Annotated in this window: 15 protein-coding genes; 8 read left to right on the top strand and 7 right to left on the bottom strand. The window is 70.9% G+C overall.

What is annotated here, in order from left to right:
- Position 1: 1 nt before the first annotated feature.
- Together lolB and GH681_RS14175 are read right to left on the bottom strand one after the other, a co-directional pair.
- The gene (gene lolB, locus GH681_RS14180) at positions 2-562 is read right to left on the bottom strand and encodes a lipoprotein insertase outer membrane protein LolB (protein ID WP_153162110.1); all 561 of its coding nucleotides are present in this window, start codon (positions 560-562) and stop codon (positions 2-4) included.
- A complete protein-coding gene (locus GH681_RS14175; protein WP_153162109.1) occupies positions 559-2,298 on the bottom strand; it encodes a tetratricopeptide repeat protein in 1,740 nt (579 codons plus the stop codon). Before GH681_RS14175 ends, lolB begins: the two co-directional genes overlap by 4 nt.
- Positions 2,299-2,470: 172 nt before the next feature.
- Here GH681_RS14175 and mutM point away from each other — a divergent pair, with 172 nt between their 5' ends.
- Both mutM and GH681_RS14165 read left to right on the top strand, forming a co-directional pair.
- Complete coding sequence (mutM, locus tag GH681_RS14170) at positions 2,471-3,280, top strand: bifunctional DNA-formamidopyrimidine glycosylase/DNA-(apurinic or apyrimidinic site) lyase (RefSeq protein WP_153162108.1); 810 nt, start codon at positions 2,471-2,473, stop codon at positions 3,278-3,280.
- A 102-nt stretch (positions 3,281-3,382) separates the two neighbouring features.
- Positions 3,383-5,335: a dynamin family protein gene (locus GH681_RS14165; protein ID WP_153162188.1), complete on the top strand. Its 1,953-nt coding sequence runs from the start codon at positions 3,383-3,385 to the stop codon at positions 5,333-5,335.
- Between the two features lie 79 nt (positions 5,336-5,414).
- Here GH681_RS14165 and GH681_RS14160 read toward each other — a convergent pair whose 3' ends face one another.
- The 5 genes from GH681_RS14160 to GH681_RS14140 are packed head-to-tail and all read right to left on the bottom strand — an operon-like array spanning position 5,415 to position 9,501.
- The gene (locus GH681_RS14160) at positions 5,415-5,666 is read right to left on the bottom strand and encodes a YfhL family 4Fe-4S dicluster ferredoxin (RefSeq protein WP_153162107.1); all 252 of its coding nucleotides are present in this window, start codon (positions 5,664-5,666) and stop codon (positions 5,415-5,417) included.
- Between the two features lie 21 nt (positions 5,667-5,687).
- Complete coding sequence (gene coaD / locus GH681_RS14155; RefSeq protein ID WP_153162106.1) at positions 5,688-6,176, bottom strand: pantetheine-phosphate adenylyltransferase; 489 nt, start codon at positions 6,174-6,176, stop codon at positions 5,688-5,690.
- Between the two features lie 35 nt (positions 6,177-6,211).
- Positions 6,212-6,748, bottom strand: a complete 537-nt coding sequence (rsmD, locus tag GH681_RS14150) for a 16S rRNA (guanine(966)-N(2))-methyltransferase RsmD (RefSeq protein WP_153162105.1) — start codon at positions 6,746-6,748, stop codon at positions 6,212-6,214.
- Positions 6,745-8,094 carry a pitrilysin family protein gene (locus GH681_RS14145; RefSeq protein ID WP_153162104.1) on the bottom strand — a complete coding sequence of 450 codons (1,350 nt, stop codon included), beginning with the start codon at positions 8,092-8,094 and terminating at the stop codon, positions 6,745-6,747. The genes rsmD and GH681_RS14145 overlap by 4 nt, the downstream gene beginning before the upstream one ends.
- Positions 8,095-8,121: 27 nt before the next feature.
- Positions 8,122-9,501, bottom strand: coding sequence for a pitrilysin family protein (locus GH681_RS14140; RefSeq protein WP_228111914.1), 1,380 nt, complete (start codon positions 9,499-9,501; stop codon positions 8,122-8,124).
- 191 nt (positions 9,502-9,692) lie between these two features.
- Here GH681_RS14140 and ftsY point away from each other — a divergent pair, with 191 nt between their 5' ends.
- From ftsY to GH681_RS14110, 6 genes are all read left to right on the top strand, one after another.
- Entirely contained in the window at positions 9,693-10,781 is a 1,089-nt protein-coding gene (ftsY, locus tag GH681_RS14135; RefSeq protein WP_153162102.1) for a signal recognition particle-docking protein FtsY, read from the top strand.
- Positions 10,782-10,943: 162 nt separating this feature from the next.
- On the top strand, positions 10,944-13,214 hold the full coding sequence (locus GH681_RS14130) for an MFS transporter (protein WP_153162101.1): 2,271 nt from the start codon (positions 10,944-10,946) through the stop codon (positions 13,212-13,214).
- The gene (locus tag GH681_RS14125; protein WP_153162100.1) at positions 13,211-14,233 is read left to right on the top strand and encodes an ABC transporter substrate-binding protein; all 1,023 of its coding nucleotides are present in this window, start codon (positions 13,211-13,213) and stop codon (positions 14,231-14,233) included. Before GH681_RS14130 ends, GH681_RS14125 begins: the two co-directional genes overlap by 4 nt.
- Entirely contained in the window at positions 14,233-15,081 is an 849-nt protein-coding gene (locus tag GH681_RS14120) for a formyltransferase family protein (RefSeq protein ID WP_153162099.1), read from the top strand. The genes GH681_RS14125 and GH681_RS14120 overlap by 1 nt, the downstream gene beginning before the upstream one ends.
- On the top strand, positions 15,078-16,565 hold the full coding sequence (locus GH681_RS14115; RefSeq protein WP_153162098.1) for a TIR domain-containing protein: 1,488 nt from the start codon (positions 15,078-15,080) through the stop codon (positions 16,563-16,565). Before GH681_RS14120 ends, GH681_RS14115 begins: the two co-directional genes overlap by 4 nt.
- Positions 16,562-20,161, top strand: a complete 3,600-nt coding sequence (locus GH681_RS14110) for a WD40 repeat domain-containing protein (protein ID WP_153162097.1) — start codon at positions 16,562-16,564, stop codon at positions 20,159-20,161. The genes GH681_RS14115 and GH681_RS14110 overlap by 4 nt, the downstream gene beginning before the upstream one ends.
- Positions 20,162-20,191 lie beyond the last annotated feature (30 nt).

The raw sequence follows: 20,191 nt of genomic DNA, 5'->3' as shown, positions 1-20,191 counted from the left end.
CTCAGGGATTCCAGGCATCGACGATCAGGCGCAGGCGGGTGTCGCCGCGGTGGACGTCGAGCTTGCGCGGCAGGGCGTCGGGCGCCTCGCCGGTGTAGTCGGTGTAATCGATGGTCCAGCCCTGATCCACGACGCTGCGCGGGCGGCCCTGGGTGTCAACGGTGCGCACCTGGGCGCCGGCGCCGGGCCGGGCGGTGACCCAGCGCGGCAGGTTTGCGAAGGGCGCTTCCACGCCCAGGAGCGAACCGGCCAGCTCGGCGGCCGAGGCGGCCTCGAAGCGGCGCCCGTCGGAGAGCGTCATGCGGGCGCCGCTGGCGTCGGATTCGATCCGCGCCAGGCCCTGCCCCAGCGGGCCGGTGAACAGCCATTCATCCCGCGGGCCGTCGTGCTGCCAGTCGAAACCCACGGCGGCGCTGCGCTCGGCGTCGCGCACCTGAAGGCGACCTTCGACGGCGAAGCGGGTGATCTCGGCGGCAGGCGTCATTTCGACCGGCGGTGTGCGCAGGGCGGGCGCCGCGCAGCCGACGAGGCCGAGCGCAAGCATCAGGACAGCGGGCTTCAAGGCTTGAACTTCTTGATGACGTCGGCCAGCACGGTGTTGTCCGGATGGGCCTTGGCGGCGTCGCGCCAAGTCTTCGCGGCCTCTTCCTTGCGGCCGAGCATCCACAGCACCTCGCCCAGGTGGGCGGCGATCTCGGGATCGGCCCGCAGGGCGAAGGCCTTCTGCAGGGTTTCGAGGGCGTCAGCCAGCTTGCCTCGGCGGTATTGGGCCCAGCCCAGGCTGTCGATGACGAAGGGGTCGTTGGGCGCGAGGGCCAGCCCCTTGCGGATCAGCGTCTCGGCTTCGTCGAGGCGCAGGTTGCGATCCACCAGCGAGTAGCCGAGGGCGTTGTAGGCGTGGGCGTGGTCGGGCTTGAGGGCGATGAGCTTGCGCAGCCGACCTTCCATCACCTCGACCCGGCCGATCCGCTCGGCCATCAGGGCGGATTCGTAGAGGAGATCGGGATTGTCGGGGGATTGCCGGAGCGCATCGTCGAGCACCATGAAGGCGTCGTCGTTGCGGTTGGCGTCGCGGAGCAACTGGGATTCGAGGAGCACGTACTGCACCTGATCGGCCGGCGCGGCCTCGCGGGCGAGCGCCTGCAGGTGGGCGCGGGCATCGCCGAGCTTGCCCCGGTTGGCCAGCACCTGGGCGATGCGCCCCTGGGCCGCCACGTACTGGGCGCCTGGCTCGACGGCCTTGTACCAGGCGATCGCGTCGTCGGGACGCTTGGCTTCCTCGGCAAGCTGGCCGAGATAGACGCGCACGGTGTCGGGCTCGGGGAAGCCCAGCTCGAGCAGCCGCTTGAAATGTCGCTCGGCAGCCGGCCGGTCGCCCTGTTGCATGGCGAGCAACGCCGAGGCGTGCACCACGTCCCGGTCGTCGGGCGAGCGCTTGAGGAGTTCGTCGAACTGCTCCCGCGCCGGGCCGAACTGCTTGGCGGCCACCAGCAGGCGAGCCAGGGTGATGCGCGGCTCGCGGGCGTCGGGATGGGCGGCGACGTAAGTCCGGAGCGACTCGATGCCCTTGCCGGGTGAAGTCTCCTGGAGAAGCTGGGCCTCCAGCACCACCGCCTGCTCCCAGTCGGGACGCAGGCGCAGGGCGCCTTCGAGGGCCTGGGCGGCGCCTGCGGCATCGCCGGCGGTGTAGGCCGCGTTGGCGCGGGCGAAGTGCGCCTCGGGCTGGTCGAGGTAGGGCTGGGTGAGGTCATTCACCAGCCGGCGGATCAGCGCCTTGTCAGGGATGCGGGCGAGGCCGCGGTTGAGCCCAAGCAGCGCAGGGCCGACCTTGTCGCCCAGCCGGGCCAGCGCCGACGCGAGATGGGTTTCGAGCTCTTCGATGCGGGCGCTGCTGGCGGCGGCGCCGGAGGCCAGTTGCTGGGCCTGCAGCGACGTGGGATCGAGCTCCAGCCACAGGCGGGAGGCGTCGCTGGCGAGATCGGTCTGACGGGCAAACACGGCCATCTCGGCGGCACGCCGGGCGATGCGGGCGTCACGGGTCCGGCGGGCGAGATCAAGATACGACTGGGCCGCCATCACGCCCTGGCCGCGGGCGCCGGCGACCTCGGCGAGCATCAGCTGGTAGAGGATCTGCGGCGTGAGCTCCTGCCCCGGATAGACCGCCTTGCCCTCGGTCGCCTCGACGCCCCCGGCATCGAGCGGCTGCTGGGCGTGGGCCGCGCCGGCCAGCAGGCCACCTGCAAGAAACAGGGCGGCAAGCAGACGGGCCGGGCGCGCAAGGCGGAAAGATGGCTTCATGGAAAATGACTCGGACTGGACTGTCGGTTCAAGGCCCGACGCATCGGGCAACGGCTGCGTGAGCTTGGATCGCGCCGCTACAATAGGGTTCGCCCGATGTTAGGCGCTTTCCCGAAGGCCAGCAAGCAAGCGGCCTTCGCTCCTTTCGCCCTGCCCCGCAAAGCCCGTTGCCATGCCCGAACTCCCCGAAGTCGAGACAACCCGCCGCGGCATCGCCCCGGAACTCACCGGCCTCGTCGCCACCGGCGCGGTGATCCGCAACGGCCGGCTGCGCCACCCGGTGCCCGCCGATCTGGCCGACCTCCTCGCCGGCCATCCCCTCGTCGCCGTCGAGCGGCGCGCCAAGTATCTGCTGCTGCGCTTTCCCACCGGGAGCCTGGTGGTGCACCTGGGAATGTCCGGCAGCCTGCGCATCGTGCCGGCCGATCTGCCGCCCGAGAAGCACGACCACCTGGACATCGTCTTCACCCCACGCGCCCTGCGCCTGCGTGACCCGCGGCGCTTCGGCCTGGTGGTGTGGCAGCCGGGCGAGGCGCCCCACCCGCTCCTCGCCAGCCTCGGCATCGAGCCGCTGGACGACGCCTTCGACGGCCCGTGGCTGCACAAGGCCAGCCGCGGCCGGCGCACGCCGGTGAAGCTCTTCATCATGGACGGCAGCGTGGTGGTGGGGATCGGCAACATCTACGCGTCGGAGAGCCTGTTCCGCGCCGGCATCGACCCGACCACGCCGGTGGGCGAGCTGGGCCCGAAGCGGTGCGCGCGGCTCGTGGCGTGCATCCGCGAGACCCTCGCCGACGCCCTGGCGGCGGGCGGCAGCACGCTGCGGGATTTCGTCGGCAGCAACGGCGCGCCGGGCTACTTCCAGCAACAGTATTTCGTCTATGGCCGCGACGGCGAGGCCTGCCGACACTGCGCCACGCCGATCCGCAAGCGGATCATGGGCCAGCGCGCCACCTTCTATTGCCCCCGCTGCCAGCGCTGAAACCATTCCGGCGCGGGGCGATCCCGTTTATGCTGTCAACTCGCAAAAATTTGCCGGTAATGCGGCGCGTGGCCAGGAATCAAGCTCGTGAAAGACGCCCAAATGCTTGCTGAACATTTCTCCGCCTACACCCAGTGGCGCGGAGACGTCGCCTCGGGGATCGGGGAGCTCCGCAAGTGGCTGCAGGAGAACGAGATCGGCGATGCCCAGTCCGATCTGCGCCTGCAGTATCTGCTCGACCGCCTGCGCGAGGACAAGCTGATCGTCGCCTTCGTGGCCGAGTTCTCCCGTGGCAAGTCCGAGCTCATCAACGCCGTGTTCTTCGCCGGCTATGGCAACCGCATCCTGCCCTCCAGCGCCGGGCGCACCACCATGTGCCCCACCGAGCTGCAATGGAAGGAAGGCGACCAGCCCGAGATCCGCCTGCTGCCCATCGAGAGCCGCAAGACCAACGCCAGCATCACCGAACTCAAGCGCTACCCCGAGGAATGGCAGATCCGCCCCCTCGACACCAGCTCGGCCGAGAGCCTCCAGCAGGCGCTGGCCCAGGTGGGCGAGACGCGCATGGCCACCGTCGCCGAAGCCGAGGCGCTGGGTTTCCCCATCGACGGCAGCGGCGACAAGGGCATCCGCCCCGACGCCCAGGGCAAGGTCGAGATTCCCCTGTGGCGCCACGCCATCATCCAGTTTCCGCACCCGCTGCTCGAACAGGGCCTGGTGATCCTCGACACGCCGGGCCTCAACGCCATCGGCGCCGAACCCGAGCTCACCCTCAACCTGCTGCCCAACGCCCACGCGGTGCTGTTCATCCTGGCAGCCGACACCGGCGTCACCCAGAGCGATCTCGCCGTGTGGCGCGAGCACGTCAATGCCGGGCGCCGCCAGCGCGGCCGCATCGTCGCCCTCAACAAGATCGACGGCCTGTGGGACGGCCTGCGCACCGACGCAGAGATCGAGCGCGAGATCGCCGGCCAGGTGGCCAGCGTCGCCAGCACCCTCGAGATCGACCCGTCGCAGGTCTTCCCGGTGTCGGCCCAGAAGGGCCTGGTCGCCAAGGTGAGTGACGACGCCGAGCTGCTCGAACGCAGCCGGCTGGTGGATCTCGAGCGGGCCCTGTCCACCGAGCTGCTGCCCACCAAGCGCGACATCGTCCGCGACAACACCCACGGCGACGTGGCCGACATCGTCAGCCGCAGCCGCGAGCTCCTCAACGCGCGCCTGACCGGCCTGCGCGAGCAGCTCCAGGAACTCACCGACCTGCGCGGCAAGAACCAGAACGTCATCGAATACATGATGCGCAAGGTGCGCTCCGAGAAGGACGAGTTCGAGGAAGGGCTGCAGAAGTACTACGCCGTGCGCAGCGTGTTCTCCAACCTCTCCAACAACCTCTTCGGTCACCTGGGCCTCGACGCCCTGCGCGACGAGACCCGCCGCACCCGCGAGGCGATGCTCGACGCCGCCTTCTCCCGCGGCCTGCGCGAGGCCATGAAGGGCTTCTTCCAGCACCTGCGCGGCAACCTCAAGAAATCCACCGACGAGATCGGCGAGATCTCCAAGATGCTCGACGCCATGTACAAGCGCTTCACCGTCGAGCACGGCCTGAAGCTCGCTGCGCCCACCGCCTTCTCGACGCTGCGCTACGAGAAGGAGATCGAGCGCCTCGAGGAAGCCTTCAACAGCCAGTTCAACACGGTGCTGACCATCGTCACCACCGAGAAGCACACCCTCACCCAGAAGTTCTTCGAGACCGTCGCGGTGCAGGCCCGGCGCACCTTCGAAGTGGCCAACCGGGACGCCGAGCAGTGGCTGCGGGCGGTGATGGCGCCCCTCGAAACCCAGGTGCGCGAATACCAGCTGCAGCTCAAGCGCCGCCTCGAGAGCGTCAAGCGCATCCACCAGGCCACCGACACCCTCGAAGACCGGGTCCGCGAACTCCAGCAGGCCGAGGAGACCCTGGTCATCCAGCTGCGCGAAATCGGCAAGCTGGCCGACCAGATCGAACAGGCCCTCGACATGCCTGTGGCGCCCGGAGCGCCTTCCGCCCTGGCGGCCTGACCCTCCCCGGCCGTAAAAACACAAAAGCCGGCGCACCCGAAGGTGCCGCCGGCTTTTTTCCGTTCTGGCGCGCGACTGCTTACTTGTCGGCGGTCAGGCGGAGGAACTTCTCCATCAGGTCGTCCTTGCTTTCCGGGTGCTCCGGATTGAAGGGGATGCAATCCACCGGGCAGACCTGCTGGCACTGGGGCTCGTCGAAGTGGCCGACGCACTCGGTGCACTTGTTCGGGTCGATCACGTAGATTTCATCACCCTGGGAGATGGCGCCATTCGGGCACTCCGGCTCGCAGACGTCGCAGTTGATGCACTCGTCGGTAATCATCAAGGCCATTTTGCTTGTTTCCTTCGTTACTTACTGTTTGTTGATCTTGGTGAGCAGCCGCGCGTTGACGCTCGGCTGCACGAATTTGCTGACATCACCACCGAGCCGCGCGATCTCGCGCACCATGGTGGCGGAGATGAACATGTACTCGTCGGCCGGCGTCAGGAATACCGTCTCGACGTCCGGGTAGAGCTTGCGGTTCATGCCGGCCATCTGAAATTCGTACTCGAAATCCGACACCGCCCTGAGCCCGCGCAGGATGACCCGCGCGTTGTTCCGGTGCAGGAAATCCATCAGCAGGCACGAAAACCCCTGCACCTCGACGTTCGGGTAGGGCGCCAGGACTTCCCTGGCGATCTCCACGCGCTCCTCGAGGGAGAAGATCGGCCCTTTGCCGCCGCTCGCCGCCACCCCGATGATGAGCTTCTCGAACAGGCGGGAGGCCCGGCGAACCAGATCCTCGTGTCCGCGGGTGAATGGATCGAAGGTGCCCGGATAAACCGCGATACCGTCCCTCATGCAATGCCCCTCCCGGCCGGCGAGATCGACGTCGATCAGTCGGCGCGGGCGAAGAGGTGGTAATACACCTGTCCGGCCGAACCGTGCTTGATTCGTGTCAATCGGTCGATGTTGTCGATTTTGTATTCCGCTTCCACATAGACCAGCCCCTCGTCGCTGAGGAGCTTCGGCAGGAGCGGCGCGATGCGATCGATCCAGCCGGCCCGGTAGGGCGGGTCGACGAACACGACGTCAAAGGGCTGGGCCGTGGAACGGGCGAAGTTTAGCGCATCGCCCCGCACAACCTGTACACACGTCGCCTGTAGGGTTTTCGCGTTGGCCTGCAGCGCGGCCAGCGCGACCGGGTCCTGCTCGATCATCGTGACGCTCGCCGCACCCCGCGAGGCCGCCTCGAAACCCAGCGCGCCGCTGCCGGCGAAGAGGTCGAGGCAGCGCAGGCCGTCCATCTCCTGGCCGAGCCAGTTGAAGAGCGTCTCGCGCACCCGGTCGGGCGTCGGGCGCAGGCCCTTCACGGTGCGCACGTCGATCAGGCGCGAACGCCACTCGCCGCCGATGATGCGGATGCGACTCAACGGGCGGCTCCGTTTTTCGGCGCCGCGGTCTTGTCGCCGTCACCGCCAACCACCACCGTCACCAGATTGTCCTGGGACACGTGGCGACGGAAGGCGTCGCGGATCTGGGCCACGGTGACCGCGCGCACCTTGTCGCGCCAGGTGTCGAGGTAATCCAGCGGCAGGCCGAAGCTGCCGATGGCCGCCACCTGTTCGAGCATCTTGCGGTTGGAATCCAGGCGCAGCGCAAAGCCGTTGATCAGGTTGTCCTTGGCGGCCTTGAGCTCGGTTTCGGTCGGCCCCTTGGCGAGGAACTCGTCGAGGGTCGCGCCAACCACCTTGAGGGCGTCATCGGTCTGGCTGCCCTTGGTCTGCAGGCCTATCTGGAACGGGCCGACGTCGCGCTGGGGCGCGAAGTAGCTGTACACGCTGTATGCGTAGCCGCGCTTCTCGCGCACCTCGCCAGTGAGCCGCGACACGAAGCCGCCGCCGCCCAGGATGTAGTTGCCCACGAACAGCGGGAAGAAATCCGGATCGCCCCGGCGGATGCCCGGCTGGCCGACGGCGATGTGGGCCTGGGCCGAGGGGTGCGGCACACGGATCACCTGGCGCGCCGGCACGGTGGTGTTGACGGTCGCGGCCGGCGCCTCACCCACGGGCAGGTCGGCCACCAGTCGGTTGGCGATGGCCTCGGCCTCGGCGCGGGACACATCGCCGACGATGCTCACCGTGGCTCGGGCAGACGTGTAGTTGCGGCGATGGAAATCCGCCAGATCGTCGCGGCTGATGGTCGTCACGGTGTCGACGGTGGGCGTGCGGCCGTAGGGGTGATCCGGGAAGATCGCCGCGGCGAAACGCCGGGAGAGGATCGAATCCGGCTGGGTTTCGGCTTCCTTCAGGCCGGCGATGAGGCGGGACTTCTCGCGCTCGACCGCAGCGGCCGGGAAGGTCGGCTTGCCGATCAGGGTGGCGAGCAGCTCCACCGCGCCGTCGCGCTCGGTGGCGGAACTGAGGGTGCGCAGCGACAGCGATGCGCGATCCATGTCGGCGCCGCCGCCGATCTGGGCGCCGAGATCGGCGACGCGGTTGGCGATGGCGTCTTCGTCGAGGTTGCCGGCGCCGGCATCCAGCAGGCCGCGGGTCAGCCCGGCGAGCCCGGCCTTGCCGGCGGGGACTTCAGTGCCAGCGGCGCGGAAATCCACCTGCACGTCGACGATGGGCAGGGCCCGGCTCTCGACGAAGAACACGCGGGTGCCGCCGGGGGTGGTCCAGTTCTGGATGGCCAGCCCGGCGCGGGCGGGGGACGAAATCAGGGTGGCGACGGTCAGGGCGAGGGCCAGACCGAAGCGTTGGCGAGGAGAGATCATCAGTCGATTCACCAGGAAAGCAGGGCGTCAGTGGTGATGGCCGCCGGCTGCCTGCGCCTTGGCGCGGGCCTGCGGGTCCACCGGCAGGGGATCAAGCTGGGCGACGGTGAGGTGGTCGTCGCTGAAATACTTGCGGGCCACGGCCTGAACCTCGGCCGGGGTCACCGCTCGGATGCGCGCCAGCATCTCGGCGTCGTTCTTCCACGACAGGCCGACCATCTCGACCATGCCGATTTCCATGGCCTGGCCCATCAGGGAATCGCGCTTGTAGACCTGGCCGGACACCGCCTGGGCCTTCACCCGGCGCAGCTCGTCGTCCGAGACACCGTCGGTCTGAATGCGGGCGAGCTCGGCGCGCAGGGCGGCCTCCACGTCGGCGACGGTCTTGCCGGCGGCGGGGGCGCCATCCATCACGAAGAGGGATTCACCGCGGGCAGTGCCGTCGTAACCGGCGCCGGCGGTCACCGCCACACGGCTGCCACGCACGATGTTCTTGGCCAGGCGGGCGCCGTCGTAGCCGTCGAGCACCGCGGCAAGCACCTGCAGGGCGTAGTAGTCGCCATCCTTGTGGATGTCACGCAGGGTGGGCACACGCCAGGCGAGGGCCACGTAGGGCAGCTCTGCCGGGGCCTTCACCACGGTGCGGCGGGCGCCGGCCTGCTCGGGCTCGGACAGCGGCTTGCGCACCGGCAGGGCGCGGGCCTTTGCGTGGCCGTAGGTGCGCTCGGCTTCCTTGAAGACCGCGGCGTGATCCACGTCGCCCACCACCACCAGGGTGGCGTTGTTGGGCACGTACCAGCGCTGGTGCCAGTCGCGGGCATCCTGGGCGGTCATGTTGTCGAGATCGGACATCCAGCCGATGATGGGCCGGCGATACGGATGGGCCTGGAAGGCGGTGGCCATCAGCTGCTCGACCACCAGCGAGCGGGGCTTGTCGTCGGTGCGCAGGCGGCGCTCTTCCTTGACCACCTCGATCTCCTTGCGGAAACCCTCCTCGGTGATCTGGAGGTTGCTCATCCGGTCGGCCTCGAGCGTCATCATCTTGCCGAGGGCTTCCTTTGGCACCTGCTGGAAGTAGGCGGTGTAGTCGTAGCTGGTGAAGGCGTTGTCGCGCCCACCGGCGGCCGCCACCTGCTTGTTGAACTCCCCGGGGCCGACCTTCTTCGTGCCCTTGAACATCATGTGCTCGAGCAGATGGGCCACGCCCGAGGTGCCATCCACCTCGTCCATCGCGCCCACCTTGTACCAGACCATGTGCACCACCGACGGCGCCCGCCGGTCTTCCTTGACGATCAGCTTCATTCCGTTGGGAAGGGTGTGCTCGAAGGGATTGGCCCAGGCCGGCATGGCAAAGGCCACCGCCAGGGCGCCGGCAACGATGCCGGAGCGCAAACTGCGATTCATCATAGGCTTTTGAAGCATCTGGTAAAATTTGAAGATGCAGGCTGTCGGAAGCTTTTCTGCCAACTCATTGCCCGCTGCGCCCCACGTGTTCGCGCGGCATCATAGCGGCATCCGACACCCCGGCCAACCGGCTTTGGCACGCGGCTTCGCGCGCTGACCGCCAAGATTCGACCCACACTCAGACCCGGCTCCTCATGTTTGGTTTCCTGAAGAAAACCCTCAAGGGCGGCGATACGCCTCCCGAAACGCCAACGCCGGAAACGGCCGCGGCCCCTGCCCAGGCACCGGCTTCCACACCCGCCGCCGCGCCGGCGCCTGCCCCCGAACCCGAGAAGAAGCGTTCGTGGATGGACCGTCTGCGCTCCGGCCTGTCCCGCACCCGCGAGCAGATCGGCGGTGGCCTCGGCGGCATCACCAGCCTGTTCTCCCGACGCAAGATCGACGAGGAATTCCTCGAAGAACTGGAGACCACCCTTCTGATGGCCGACTGCGGCGTCGAGGCCACCCAGCACCTCCTAAAAGAACTGCGCCTGCGCTGGAAGCGCGACAAGCTCGAAACCGCCGACCAGCTCCAGGGCGCACTGCAGGAAGGTCTGCTGTCCATCCTCCAGCCGCTCGAGCAACCCCTCGAGATCAGCAGCCACAAGCCCTACATCATCATGATCGCGGGCGTTAACGGCTCGGGCAAGACGACCTCCATCGGCAAGCTCGCAAAGCACTTCCAGAACCAGGGCAAGAGCGTGCTGCTGGCCGCCGGCGACACCTTCCGCGCCGCAGCCCGCGAGCAGCTGATGACCTGGGGTGAACGCAACGGCGTGGCCGTCATCGCCCAGGAATCCGGCGATCCGGCCGCCGTGGTGTTCGATGCGATCAGCGCCGCCCGCGCCCGCAACATCGACATCGTGCTGGCCGACACCGCCGGACGCCTGCCCACCCAGCTGCACCTGATGGAAGAGATCGCCAAGGTGCGCCGGGTGATCCAGAAGGCCGAGCCCTCCGGCCCCCACGAAGTCCTGCTGGTGCTCGACGCCAACATCGGCCAGAACGCCCTGCAGCAGGTCAAGGCCTTCGACGCCGCCATCGGCGTCACCGGCCTCGTGCTCACCAAGCTCGACGGCACCGCCAAGGGCGGCGTGGTGGCCGCCATCGCCCGCCAGAGCCCCAAGCCCCTGCGCTTCATCGGCGTGGGCGAGCAGATCGACGACCTCCAGGCCTTCCGCGCCAAGGAGTTCGTCGACGCCCTGTTCACCCCGGTCGGCGGCAGCGCCGACAGCCAGGGCTGATCCACCCGCCATCATCCGTGGGGCGCCCGCCCCGCGGATGATGCACCCAGCCTTTCGCTGCACGTCATTCCGGCGTGCGCCGCCGCGCCCCTTGGCCTATGCTGGTCAAATGAAGGGGCGGCAATCTTCCCGGCATCCCGCCCCCGCGCAGGAGTGCCGCGGATGTCCCCCTCAGCCAGCCAGCCCCCGCTTCCGGCGGCAGCCCCCAGACTCACCCTCGCCCGCTGGCTGCGCATCGGGCTCCTTCTGTTCGTCGCCCAGGCCCTCGCCCTCGGCCTGCAGGCCCTGCTGCTGATCCACAAGGAAGGCGAGCTCCTCACCGGCCTCACCGCGTCCCGCATCGGCATTGCCGCCGACGAGATCCGCGCCACCTTCACCCGCAGCGCTGCCAACGGCCTGACCCTCGCCGAAGCCCGTGGCATCGCGCGGCTCCTGCCCCGGCTCGTCGCCGACGACGCCGACATCACCGCCATCCACGTCTTCGACAGCCACCGGCAGCTGCGCTTCGCCCTCGGCCCGGGCGAGCCGCCCGCCGGCGCCGCCGACGCCGTCCTCCACCGCACCAGCCTGTGGTCCCACTGCGCGCCGGGCGAGCCGCTGCTGGTCGGCCAGTCGCTGCGCGATGCAGAAGACCAGCTGGCCGGCGGCGTGCTCTTCACGGTACGCAGCGATGCGCTGGAAGCGCGACTGAAGGCGGGCCGCGACGCCACCTTCCTGCGCCTCGGCCTGACCCTCGCCGGCGTCGCCCTCGCCCTGCCCCTGCTGCTCGCGGCCGCGGCCCACCTTGGCCGGCGCATCGCCCTGCGCGTGCGGCTGCTCGCCGCTGCCCTCCTCCTCGCCTGCGCAAGCAGCCTCACCCTCAGCCTGCAGGCGCTGCCGGGGTTTTCGGAGCAGCTCGCCCCGGCCCTCGACGCCAAGGCCGCGGCGCTGGGCCGGCTGCTGGCCGGACGCATCGACAACGCCGTCGATCTGGGCATCCCCTTCGAGCATCTTGCCGGCGTCGGCGACTACTTCGACGACACCCTCGCCCGCCACCCGGAGATCCTCGCCTTCCATCTGGAAGGCCCGGGCCGGAGCGACACCGCCCGACGCCCCGGCGAGGCCGGCAGCGAGGTCGTCACGCCCCTCGGCGCCCAGCCCGGCGCGCAGGTGCGCGTCGTCACCGACGGCGACGTGGTAGCCCGGGAGCTGCGCAGCCTGACCCTCGACCTCGCCATCGTCTTCGTGGTGGCCGTGGTGCTGTTCAACGAAGCCCTCGGGGCGATCCTCGCCGGCGACGAGCTCGCCCCCGCCGCCAGCCGCGCCCGCCTGGGCCTGGCCCGGCTGTCGGTGTTCCTGCTGATCCTGTCGGAAGAGCTCACCCGCGCCTTCCTGCCGCTCCACATCGCCAGCCTCGCCCCCGCCGACGGCGCCGCCATCGGGCTGCCGATCTCCGCCTACATGCTCAGTTTTGCGCTGTTCACCCCGTTTGCCGGGCGCTGGGCCGAGCGCTACGGCGTGGCCCGCACCTTCGCCGCCGGCGCCCTGCTGTCGGCGGCCGGCTTCGGCTGGGCGATGGCCGGCGGCGGCTACTGGGCCTTCGTGGCCGCCCGCTGCCTGTGCGCCGCCGGCTACGCGGTGGGCACGATGGCGATGCAGCAGCACTTCCTGAACGCCGCCGCGGCCGGCGAACGCACCCGCGCCCTGGCGCTCTACGTGGGCGCGCTGCAGACCGCGGCGATCTGCGGCTCGGCCATCGGCGGGCTGATCGCCGAACGCTTCGGCGCGGCCGTGGTGTTTGCCGGCGCCGCAGTGCTGGGCGTGTTGGCGCTGGCCGTCCAGCGGGCCGACGCGAGCCCGGGCCCGGCGGCAACGCCCCGCCCGTCGGCCCCGCTGCTGCCGGTGCTGGCCCGCCCGCGGGTGTGGCTGCCGCTGCTCACCGCGGCCCTGCCCGCCAAGCTGGCCCTGGCCGGCTTCCTGTTCTATCTGGTGCCGCTAGCCCTGCGCCAGGAGGGCTACGGCAGCGGCGCCACCGGGCGGGCGCTGATGCTGTATTTCCTGCTCGCCGCGCTCGCCAACCCCCTCGGCTCGTGGCTGTCGGATCGCTACGGCTGGAACCGCCGGCTGGTGGTGGTCGGCGGGCTCATCATCGGCGCCGGCGGGCTGGCCGGGCTGATGCCGGGGCCCGGCGCGCTGGTGGTGGGGATCGCCACCCTCGGCATCGGCACCGGGCTGGGCGCCGCCGCGCTGCAGTCGATGATCGGCCGCGACGGCCCGCCGGCCCTGGTGCTGCTGCGCACCGGCGAACGCCTTGGCGCGGTGGCCGGCCCCCTCTTTGCCGGCAGCCTGTTCGGGCTTTTGGCATATGGCGGTACGATGGCGGCAATCGGTGCCGTGGTCCTCACGGCGATCCTGGTTTTCGCCCTGTCGAACGGGAAGGAACCCGCTCCATGAAACGCCTGACCGATCGCCTGCTTCCGCTGCTGCTGGCCGCCACCAGCCTGCTGCCGACGCCCGCCGCCGCCGAAGCCGCGCCCTACCGGGTGGCGATGCTGCTCTTCCGGGGCTGCGAGGAAGCCTGCCGGGGCTTTCAGGGCTACTTCCGCCAGCACGGCATTCCGGCCGAGTTCATCCTCCGCGACGCCGCCCAGGACAAGCGGCGCATCCCGACGATGGTGGACGAGATCCGCCGCCTGAAGCCCGATCTGGTGGTCACCTGGGGCTCGACGGTGACGCTGGAAACCGTCGGCCCGTGGAAGGGCGCCGATCCGCGCCGCCACATCACCGAGCTGCCAGTGGTCTTCATGATCGTCTCCGACCCCGTGGCGCTGGGCGTCATCGAGGCGCCGGACAAGCCCCGCGGCAACGTCACCGGCACGCTCTACCTGCTGCCCATGGAAACCCAGATCAAGGCCGCCCGCAGCTATCTGGATTTCAAGCGGGTCGGCTACATCGTGAACGAAACCGAGAACAACTCGATCACCGCCCGGGACGACCTGCGGGCCCTGGCCAAAACCCACGGCTTCACGCTGGTGGAGCGCAGCCTGCCGGTGTCGCCCGCCGGCGCGCCGGACGCCCGGGCGATCCCCGCCATCCTCGACGCCTTCCGGCAGGAGAAGGTGGATCTCATCTACCAGGGCCCCGACACCTTCCTCAACAGCCGCCGCGAGCAGCTCACCGACGGCGCGCTGGCCCTCGGCATCCCCGTCTTCGCCGCCGCCGAGAACCCGGTGCAGAACGCCCGCGCCCTGCTGGGCGTGGTGAACAAATACGAGGACGTCGGCCGCTTCACCGCCACCCAGGCCCTGCGCATCCTGCGCGACCACACCCCGCCGGCGCGCATCCCGGTGGAACTGCCGCGCAACTTCTCCTACCTCATCAACCTGCCGGTGGCCCTGCAGCTGGGCCGCTACCCGCCCCTCAAGCTGCTCGACGTGGCCGAGATCGTCGGCATCCAGGCGGAGGACCGCTGATGCGCATCCTGGTGTGCACCAAGCTCGATCTGCACGGCGCCCACTTCGCCAACCGCCTGCTGCCGGCCCTCGCCGGGCACGAGATCGTCAGCCTGTGGCTGGCCGACAAGAACCGCCCGGCCGAAGACCACGTGCCCGAGCTCGCCCAGCTGCGCTTTCTTGAACGCCTGCTTCCCATCGACCTGCTCTTCCCGCTGATCGACGCCCTGCCCTTTGACCAGGCCGACCGCGCCCCGGACGCCACCTTCGCCACCCTCGGCCGGCGCCACGCCACACCGGTGGAAGTCATCACTGCCCTCGACGCCGCCACTCGCGCCCGCTTCGCCACCCTTGCGCCCGATCTCGTCATCGTCGCCCGCTTCAGCCACCTCTTCGACGCCGCCAGCATCGCCATCCCGCGCCACGGCATCCTCAACGTCCATCCCGGCCGCCTGCCCGGCTACGCAGGGCTGCACGCGCCGCTCCGGGCCGTCACCGACGGCGCCGGGGCCTTCGGCTGCAGCGTGCACTGGATCACCCCGGGCATCGACGACGGCCCGCTGCTCAACGTCATCGACCAGCCCATCGACCTGGCCGGCAACCTGCTCGACCAGACTGCCGCCCTCTACCCGCTGGCCATCCCCACCCTGCTCGCCGCCATCGAGGCCTGCGCCGCCGGCCACCGCCCCGCCGGCACGCCCCAGGATCTGCGCCTGCGCCGCTACCACTCGATGCCCGACGCGGCGCCATTCGCCGCCCTCGCCCGCCTCGGCATGAAGCTGTGGCACCCGGACGCCCTCGCCGCCTGGCTCGGCCGCTACCTGCCCCCCGGCGTCGCCCTGCCGCCCCTGCCCGGAGCCTTACGATGAAGTTCGCCCGGCAGATCTTCATCAGCTACGCCCACCTGGACAACCAGCCCCTCAGCGCGGATCAGTCCGGCTGGGTGAGCCTGTTCCATTCAACCCTGCAGACGCTCCTCAGTCAGCGCCTCGGCGCCCCCGCCGACATCTGGCGCGACGACAAGCTCCACGGCAACGACGACTTCTCCGACGAGATCCTCGACCAGCTCGCCGGCACCGCGGTGTTCGTCTCCATCCTCACCCCGCGCTACCTCAAGTCCGACTGGTGCAAGAAGGAAATCCGCAGCTTCTGCCAGCGCGCCGAGGCCGACAACAGCCTGGTGCTGGACAACAAGGCCCGGGTCATCAAGGTGCTCAAGCTGCCGGTCGATGCCGGCGACCAGCTCCCGCCGGTGCTCGGGCGCCTCCTGGGCTACGACTTCTATGAGATCGACGAGGAGCACGTCCCCCACGAGCTCGACCCCGCCTACGGCGACAAGCCGCGCCAGGCCTTCCTGCGCAAGGCCAACAAGCTCGCCTGGGATCTCGCCGCCCAGCTCACCGAACTCCAGCGCCGCCCGCAGGTCACCGAAGACGCCGCCAACGACCCCGGCCCGAAACCCGCGGTGTACCTCGCCGAATGCAGCCGCGACCGGCGCGAGGCCCGCGACTGCATCGCCAGCGAGCTCGCCTGCTGCGGCTTCACCGTGCTGCCCGACGAACGCCTGCCCGACGACGAGGACGAATACCTCGCCGCGGTGGATGCACTCCTCGAACGCTGCGTGCTGTCGGTGCATCTGGTGGGCACGGGCTACGGCCGCGTCCCGGACGGCGACCGCCAGCAATCGGTAGTGATGCTGCAGAACGAGCTCGCCGCCGCCCGCAGCCGCAGCCACGGCCTGCGCCGGGTGATCTGGCTGCCCGCTGGCGTCACCTCGCCCCAGCCCGCCCAGCAGGCCTTCATCGACGCCCTGCAGACCGACGCCGCGCTGCAGTTCGGCGCCGATCTGGTGAGCGGCGACCTGGAGACCACCAAGTCCGCCGTCCACGCCGCCCTCAAGCCCCCCGAACCGCCGCCCGCCCCGCCGGTGGCCGGCAGCGCCCGGGTCCATCTGGTGTGCGACGCCGCCGACCGCAAGGCCGTCGTGCCTCTCATCAAGCTGCTGCGCGCCCGCGGACTGGAGGTGAGCCTGCCGGCCTTCGTGGGCGACGCCGCCCAGGTGCGCGAGACCAACCGCCAGTTCGCCCTCGACTGCGACGCCATCGTGCTCTACTACGGCGCCGGCGACGAAGCGTGGAAGTTCCACCAGCAGAACGACCTGCGCAAGCTCCTGGGCAGCGCCCGCGAGCGCCCCCTCAAGGCCAGCCTGACGCTCCTCGCCGAGCCCCCCAGCGACGACAAGGAAGTCCTCCAGGCCCTCGCCGAACCCGGCGTGCTCGACGGCCTCGGCGGCATCGACGAAGCCACCCTCGCCCCGCTCTTCGCCGCGCTTGGCGCAGGAGCGACGCCATGAGCACGCCAGCCGCACCCTACCCCGGCATCCGCCCCTTCCGCGAGGACGAGGAATACCTCTTCTTCGGCCGCGAATCCCAGGTGGACGCGATGGTCGACACCCTCGCCCGGGGGCGCTTCCTGGCGGTGATCGGCAGCTCGGGCTGCGGCAAGTCGTCGCTGGTCAACTGCGGCCTGCGCCCGGCCCTGCACCGGGGCCTCCTCACCCGCGCCGGCAGCGCCTGGCGGATGGCCAGCTGCCGCCCCGGCGGCCACCCGCTGCGGGCGCTGGCCCAGGCCCTCGCCGCCCCCGGCGCGCTGCACCGGGAGATGGACGCCGGCCCCTTCAGCCTCGCCGAATTCATCGAGACCACCCTCGCCATGAGCCGCCGGGGGCTGGTCGAAGCCTGGCAGCAGGCCCGCCTGCCCGAAGGCACCAACCTGCTGGTGATCGTCGACCAGTTCGAAGAACTTTTCCGCTACCGCCAGCTGGGCGACACCGGCCCCGCCGACGAAGACCCGGCCACGGCCTTCGTCAATCTGCTGCTCCAGGCCCGCACCGAGGACGTGCCGATCCACATCGTGCTCACCATGCGCTCGGATTTCCTCGGCGACTGCGCCCGCTTCGCCGGCCTGCCCGAGGCCATCAACGGCGGGCAGTACCTGGTGCCGCGGATGAGCCGCGACGACCGCCGTGCCGCCATCCTCGGCCCGGCCCGGGTGTGCGGCGCCGACATCGAGCCCACCCTCCTCACCCGCCTCGTCAACGACGTGGGCGACGACCCGGATCAGCTCTCGCTGCTCCAGCACGCCCTGGCCCGCAGCTGGGCCCACTGGCAGGCCAGCGGCGAGCCCAGCCCCGTCGAGGCCCGCCACTACGACGCGGTGGGCACCCTCGCCCACGCCCTCAACCAGCACGCCGAGGAGATCTTCGCCACCCTGCCGGCGGCTCATCAGCTGCGCTGCGCCGCCGCCTTCCGGGCCCTCACCGACACCAGCACCGACACCCGCGGAATCCGCCGGCCGACCCGCTTCGCGGTGCTCGAAGCCATCACCGCCGGCAACGCCGAAGCCGCCTCCGCGCCGCTGGCCCAGGTGCTCGACCCCTTCCGCGCCCCGGGCGCCGCCTTCCTGATGCCGCCGGCCGGCGAGCCACTCGAGGCCGACACGGTGATCGACCTCGCCCACGAGAGCCTGATGCGCATCTGGGACCGCCTGCGCGAATGGGGCGAGCGCGAGGCCGACGCCGCCCGCATGCTGCGCCGGCTGGCCGACGCCACCGACCTCCACGCCGCCGGCGAAGCCAGCCTGTGGCGCGACCCGGAGCTCCAGTTCGCCCTCGACTGGCGCACCCGCAACCACCCCACCGAAGCCTGGGCCCGCCAGTACGGCCGCCCCCTCGCCCCGGCGCTGGCCTTCCTCGACGCCAGCCGCGAGGCCCGCGACGCGGCCGTCGCCGCCGAGGCCGCCCGGCTCGAAGCCGAGCGCAAGGCCGAGGCCGAACGCCGCCGCAACCGCCGGGTATGGCGCGCCACCCTCGGCGCCATCATCGCCGCCACGCTGGTGGCCGGCGTCACCGGCGTGCTGTGGCAGCGGGCCGAGCGAGCGTCGGAAGTCGCCATCTCCCGCCAGCTCGCCGCCCAGTCGGCCGCCGAGCTCACCGGCGGCAACCTCGCCCGGGCGCTCTCGCTGGCCGCCGCCGGCTACGCCCACGAACCCAGCTTCGAAGCCCGCGACAGCCTCCTCGCCGCGCTGGCCGACGCGCCCCTCGACTGGCGCCACGCCGGCCAGCGGGGCGTGCAGGCCCTCGCCCGCAGCCCCGACGGCACCCTCGCCAGCGGCGGGCGCGACGGCAGCATCCGCTTCTTTCCGGATCGCGGCCCGCCCCTCGCCGCCCACCAGGAGCAGGTGCTCGCCCTCGCCTTCAGCCCGGATGGCACGCTGCTCGCCTCCGCCGGCATCGACCACCGGGTCATCCTGTGGCGGATGGCCGATCGCAAACCCGTCGCCACGCTTGAGGACCACGACGGCCCGGTGCTGGCGCTCGCCTGGAGCCCCGACGGCCGGGTGCTGGCCAGCGCCGGCGCCGACCGCCGCATCGTGCTGCGTGACGGCACCACCGGCGCGCCCGTCGGCCCGGCCATCACCGACCACGCCGACACCGTCACCGGCCTCGCCTTCAGCCCCGATGGCAAGACGCTCGCCTCCACCGGCTACGACGGCAACCTCATCGTCCACCCCCTCGGCGACAACCCGGCACCCCGACGCAGCGCCAGCCACCCGGCCGTGCTCCACGGCCTCGCCTGGTCGCCGGACGGCCGACAGATCGCCACCGCCAGCGCCGACGGCCATGCCGTGCTGTGGCAGGCCGACCGCCTCGTACCCATCGGCGAGCCCCTCCCCGGCCGCGACGCCGCGCTGCGCAAGGTGGGTTTCAGCGACGACGGTCGGCGGCTGGTGGCCGTGGGCGAAGACGGCCAGGTGCGCATCCACGACCTCGCCCGCCCCGGCAACCGGCCGGTCGAACATGCGGTGCACCGGGGCAACGTGCTGGCGCTGGTCTTCCAGCCCGACGGCAGCTTCGTCACCGCCGGCAGCGACGATCTGCTGGTCACCCACGGCCGCAGCGGCCACGGTCCCCTCACCACGCCCCTGCCCGGCGCCGACGACACCGCATGGGCCCTGGCCTGGCGGCCGGACGGCCGGGTGATCGCCAGCGCCGCCGGCGCCCGCATCGAGCTGCGCGATGGCGTCACCGGCAAGCCCGTCGCCCCGCCGCTGGCCGGCCACGACGCCATCGTCGCCAGCCTCGCCTGGAGCCCGGACGGGCGTCTGCTGGCCGGTGCCGGGCAGGACGGCCGGCTGCTGGTGTGGAACACCGCGGCCCCGGCCAACCCGCCCCTGCGCCTTGTCGATGGCGGCCCGCCCCTGCGCCGGGTCGCCATCCGCGGCGACGGCCAGCAGCTTGCGGCGGCGGGGCTCGACGGACGCATCCGCCTGTGGCGCCTGCCCGACGGCGCGCCGCTCGCCACCAGCGCCGACCACGGCGGCCCGGTGTCGGATCTCGCCTGGCGACGCGACGGCAGCCTGCTCGCCAGCAGCGGGCTCGACGGCCACCTGCGCCTATGGCGCGGCAGCGATCTGCAGCCCGCCGGCGACTTCGCCCCGCCCGACGCCGGCGCCCTCTACCGCCTCGCCTGGACGGGCGACGGCTACGCGCTGGCCCTCGCCACCCAGCGCCAGGGCCTGATCCTGTGGCCCGCGAGCGGCGGCCCGGCCCGCCCGCTGGGGCGCGAGGCCGCGCCGCTCCTCGACCTGGCCCTCTCCCCCGACGGGCAGACCCTCGCCAGCACCGACCGGGATGGCCGCGTCTTCCTGTGGGACATGAGCAGCGGCCAGCCCCTCCACGCGCCGCTCCTGCGCCACGCCGGGCCCGGGCTGGCCCTGGCGTGGGCCCCGGACAGCGCCCGGCTCGCCACCACCGGCTGGGGCCAGGGCGTGCTCATCTCCCGCACCGCCGCCGACGCCTGGGCGGAGCACGCCTGCAGCCTCGTCCGCCTCAATCCACCAGAGGGCGCCGACACACCCTCGTGCGGGCAAGCGCCAACCCGGCCTTGACATCGGCACGCCGCGATCTAGTCTGATTAG

The organism is Zoogloea sp. 1C4 (assembly GCF_009469605.1).
Classification (GTDB): domain Bacteria; phylum Pseudomonadota; class Gammaproteobacteria; order Burkholderiales; family Rhodocyclaceae; genus Zoogloea; species Zoogloea oryzae.
This window is presented reverse-complemented; position numbering and strand designations above follow the sequence as displayed.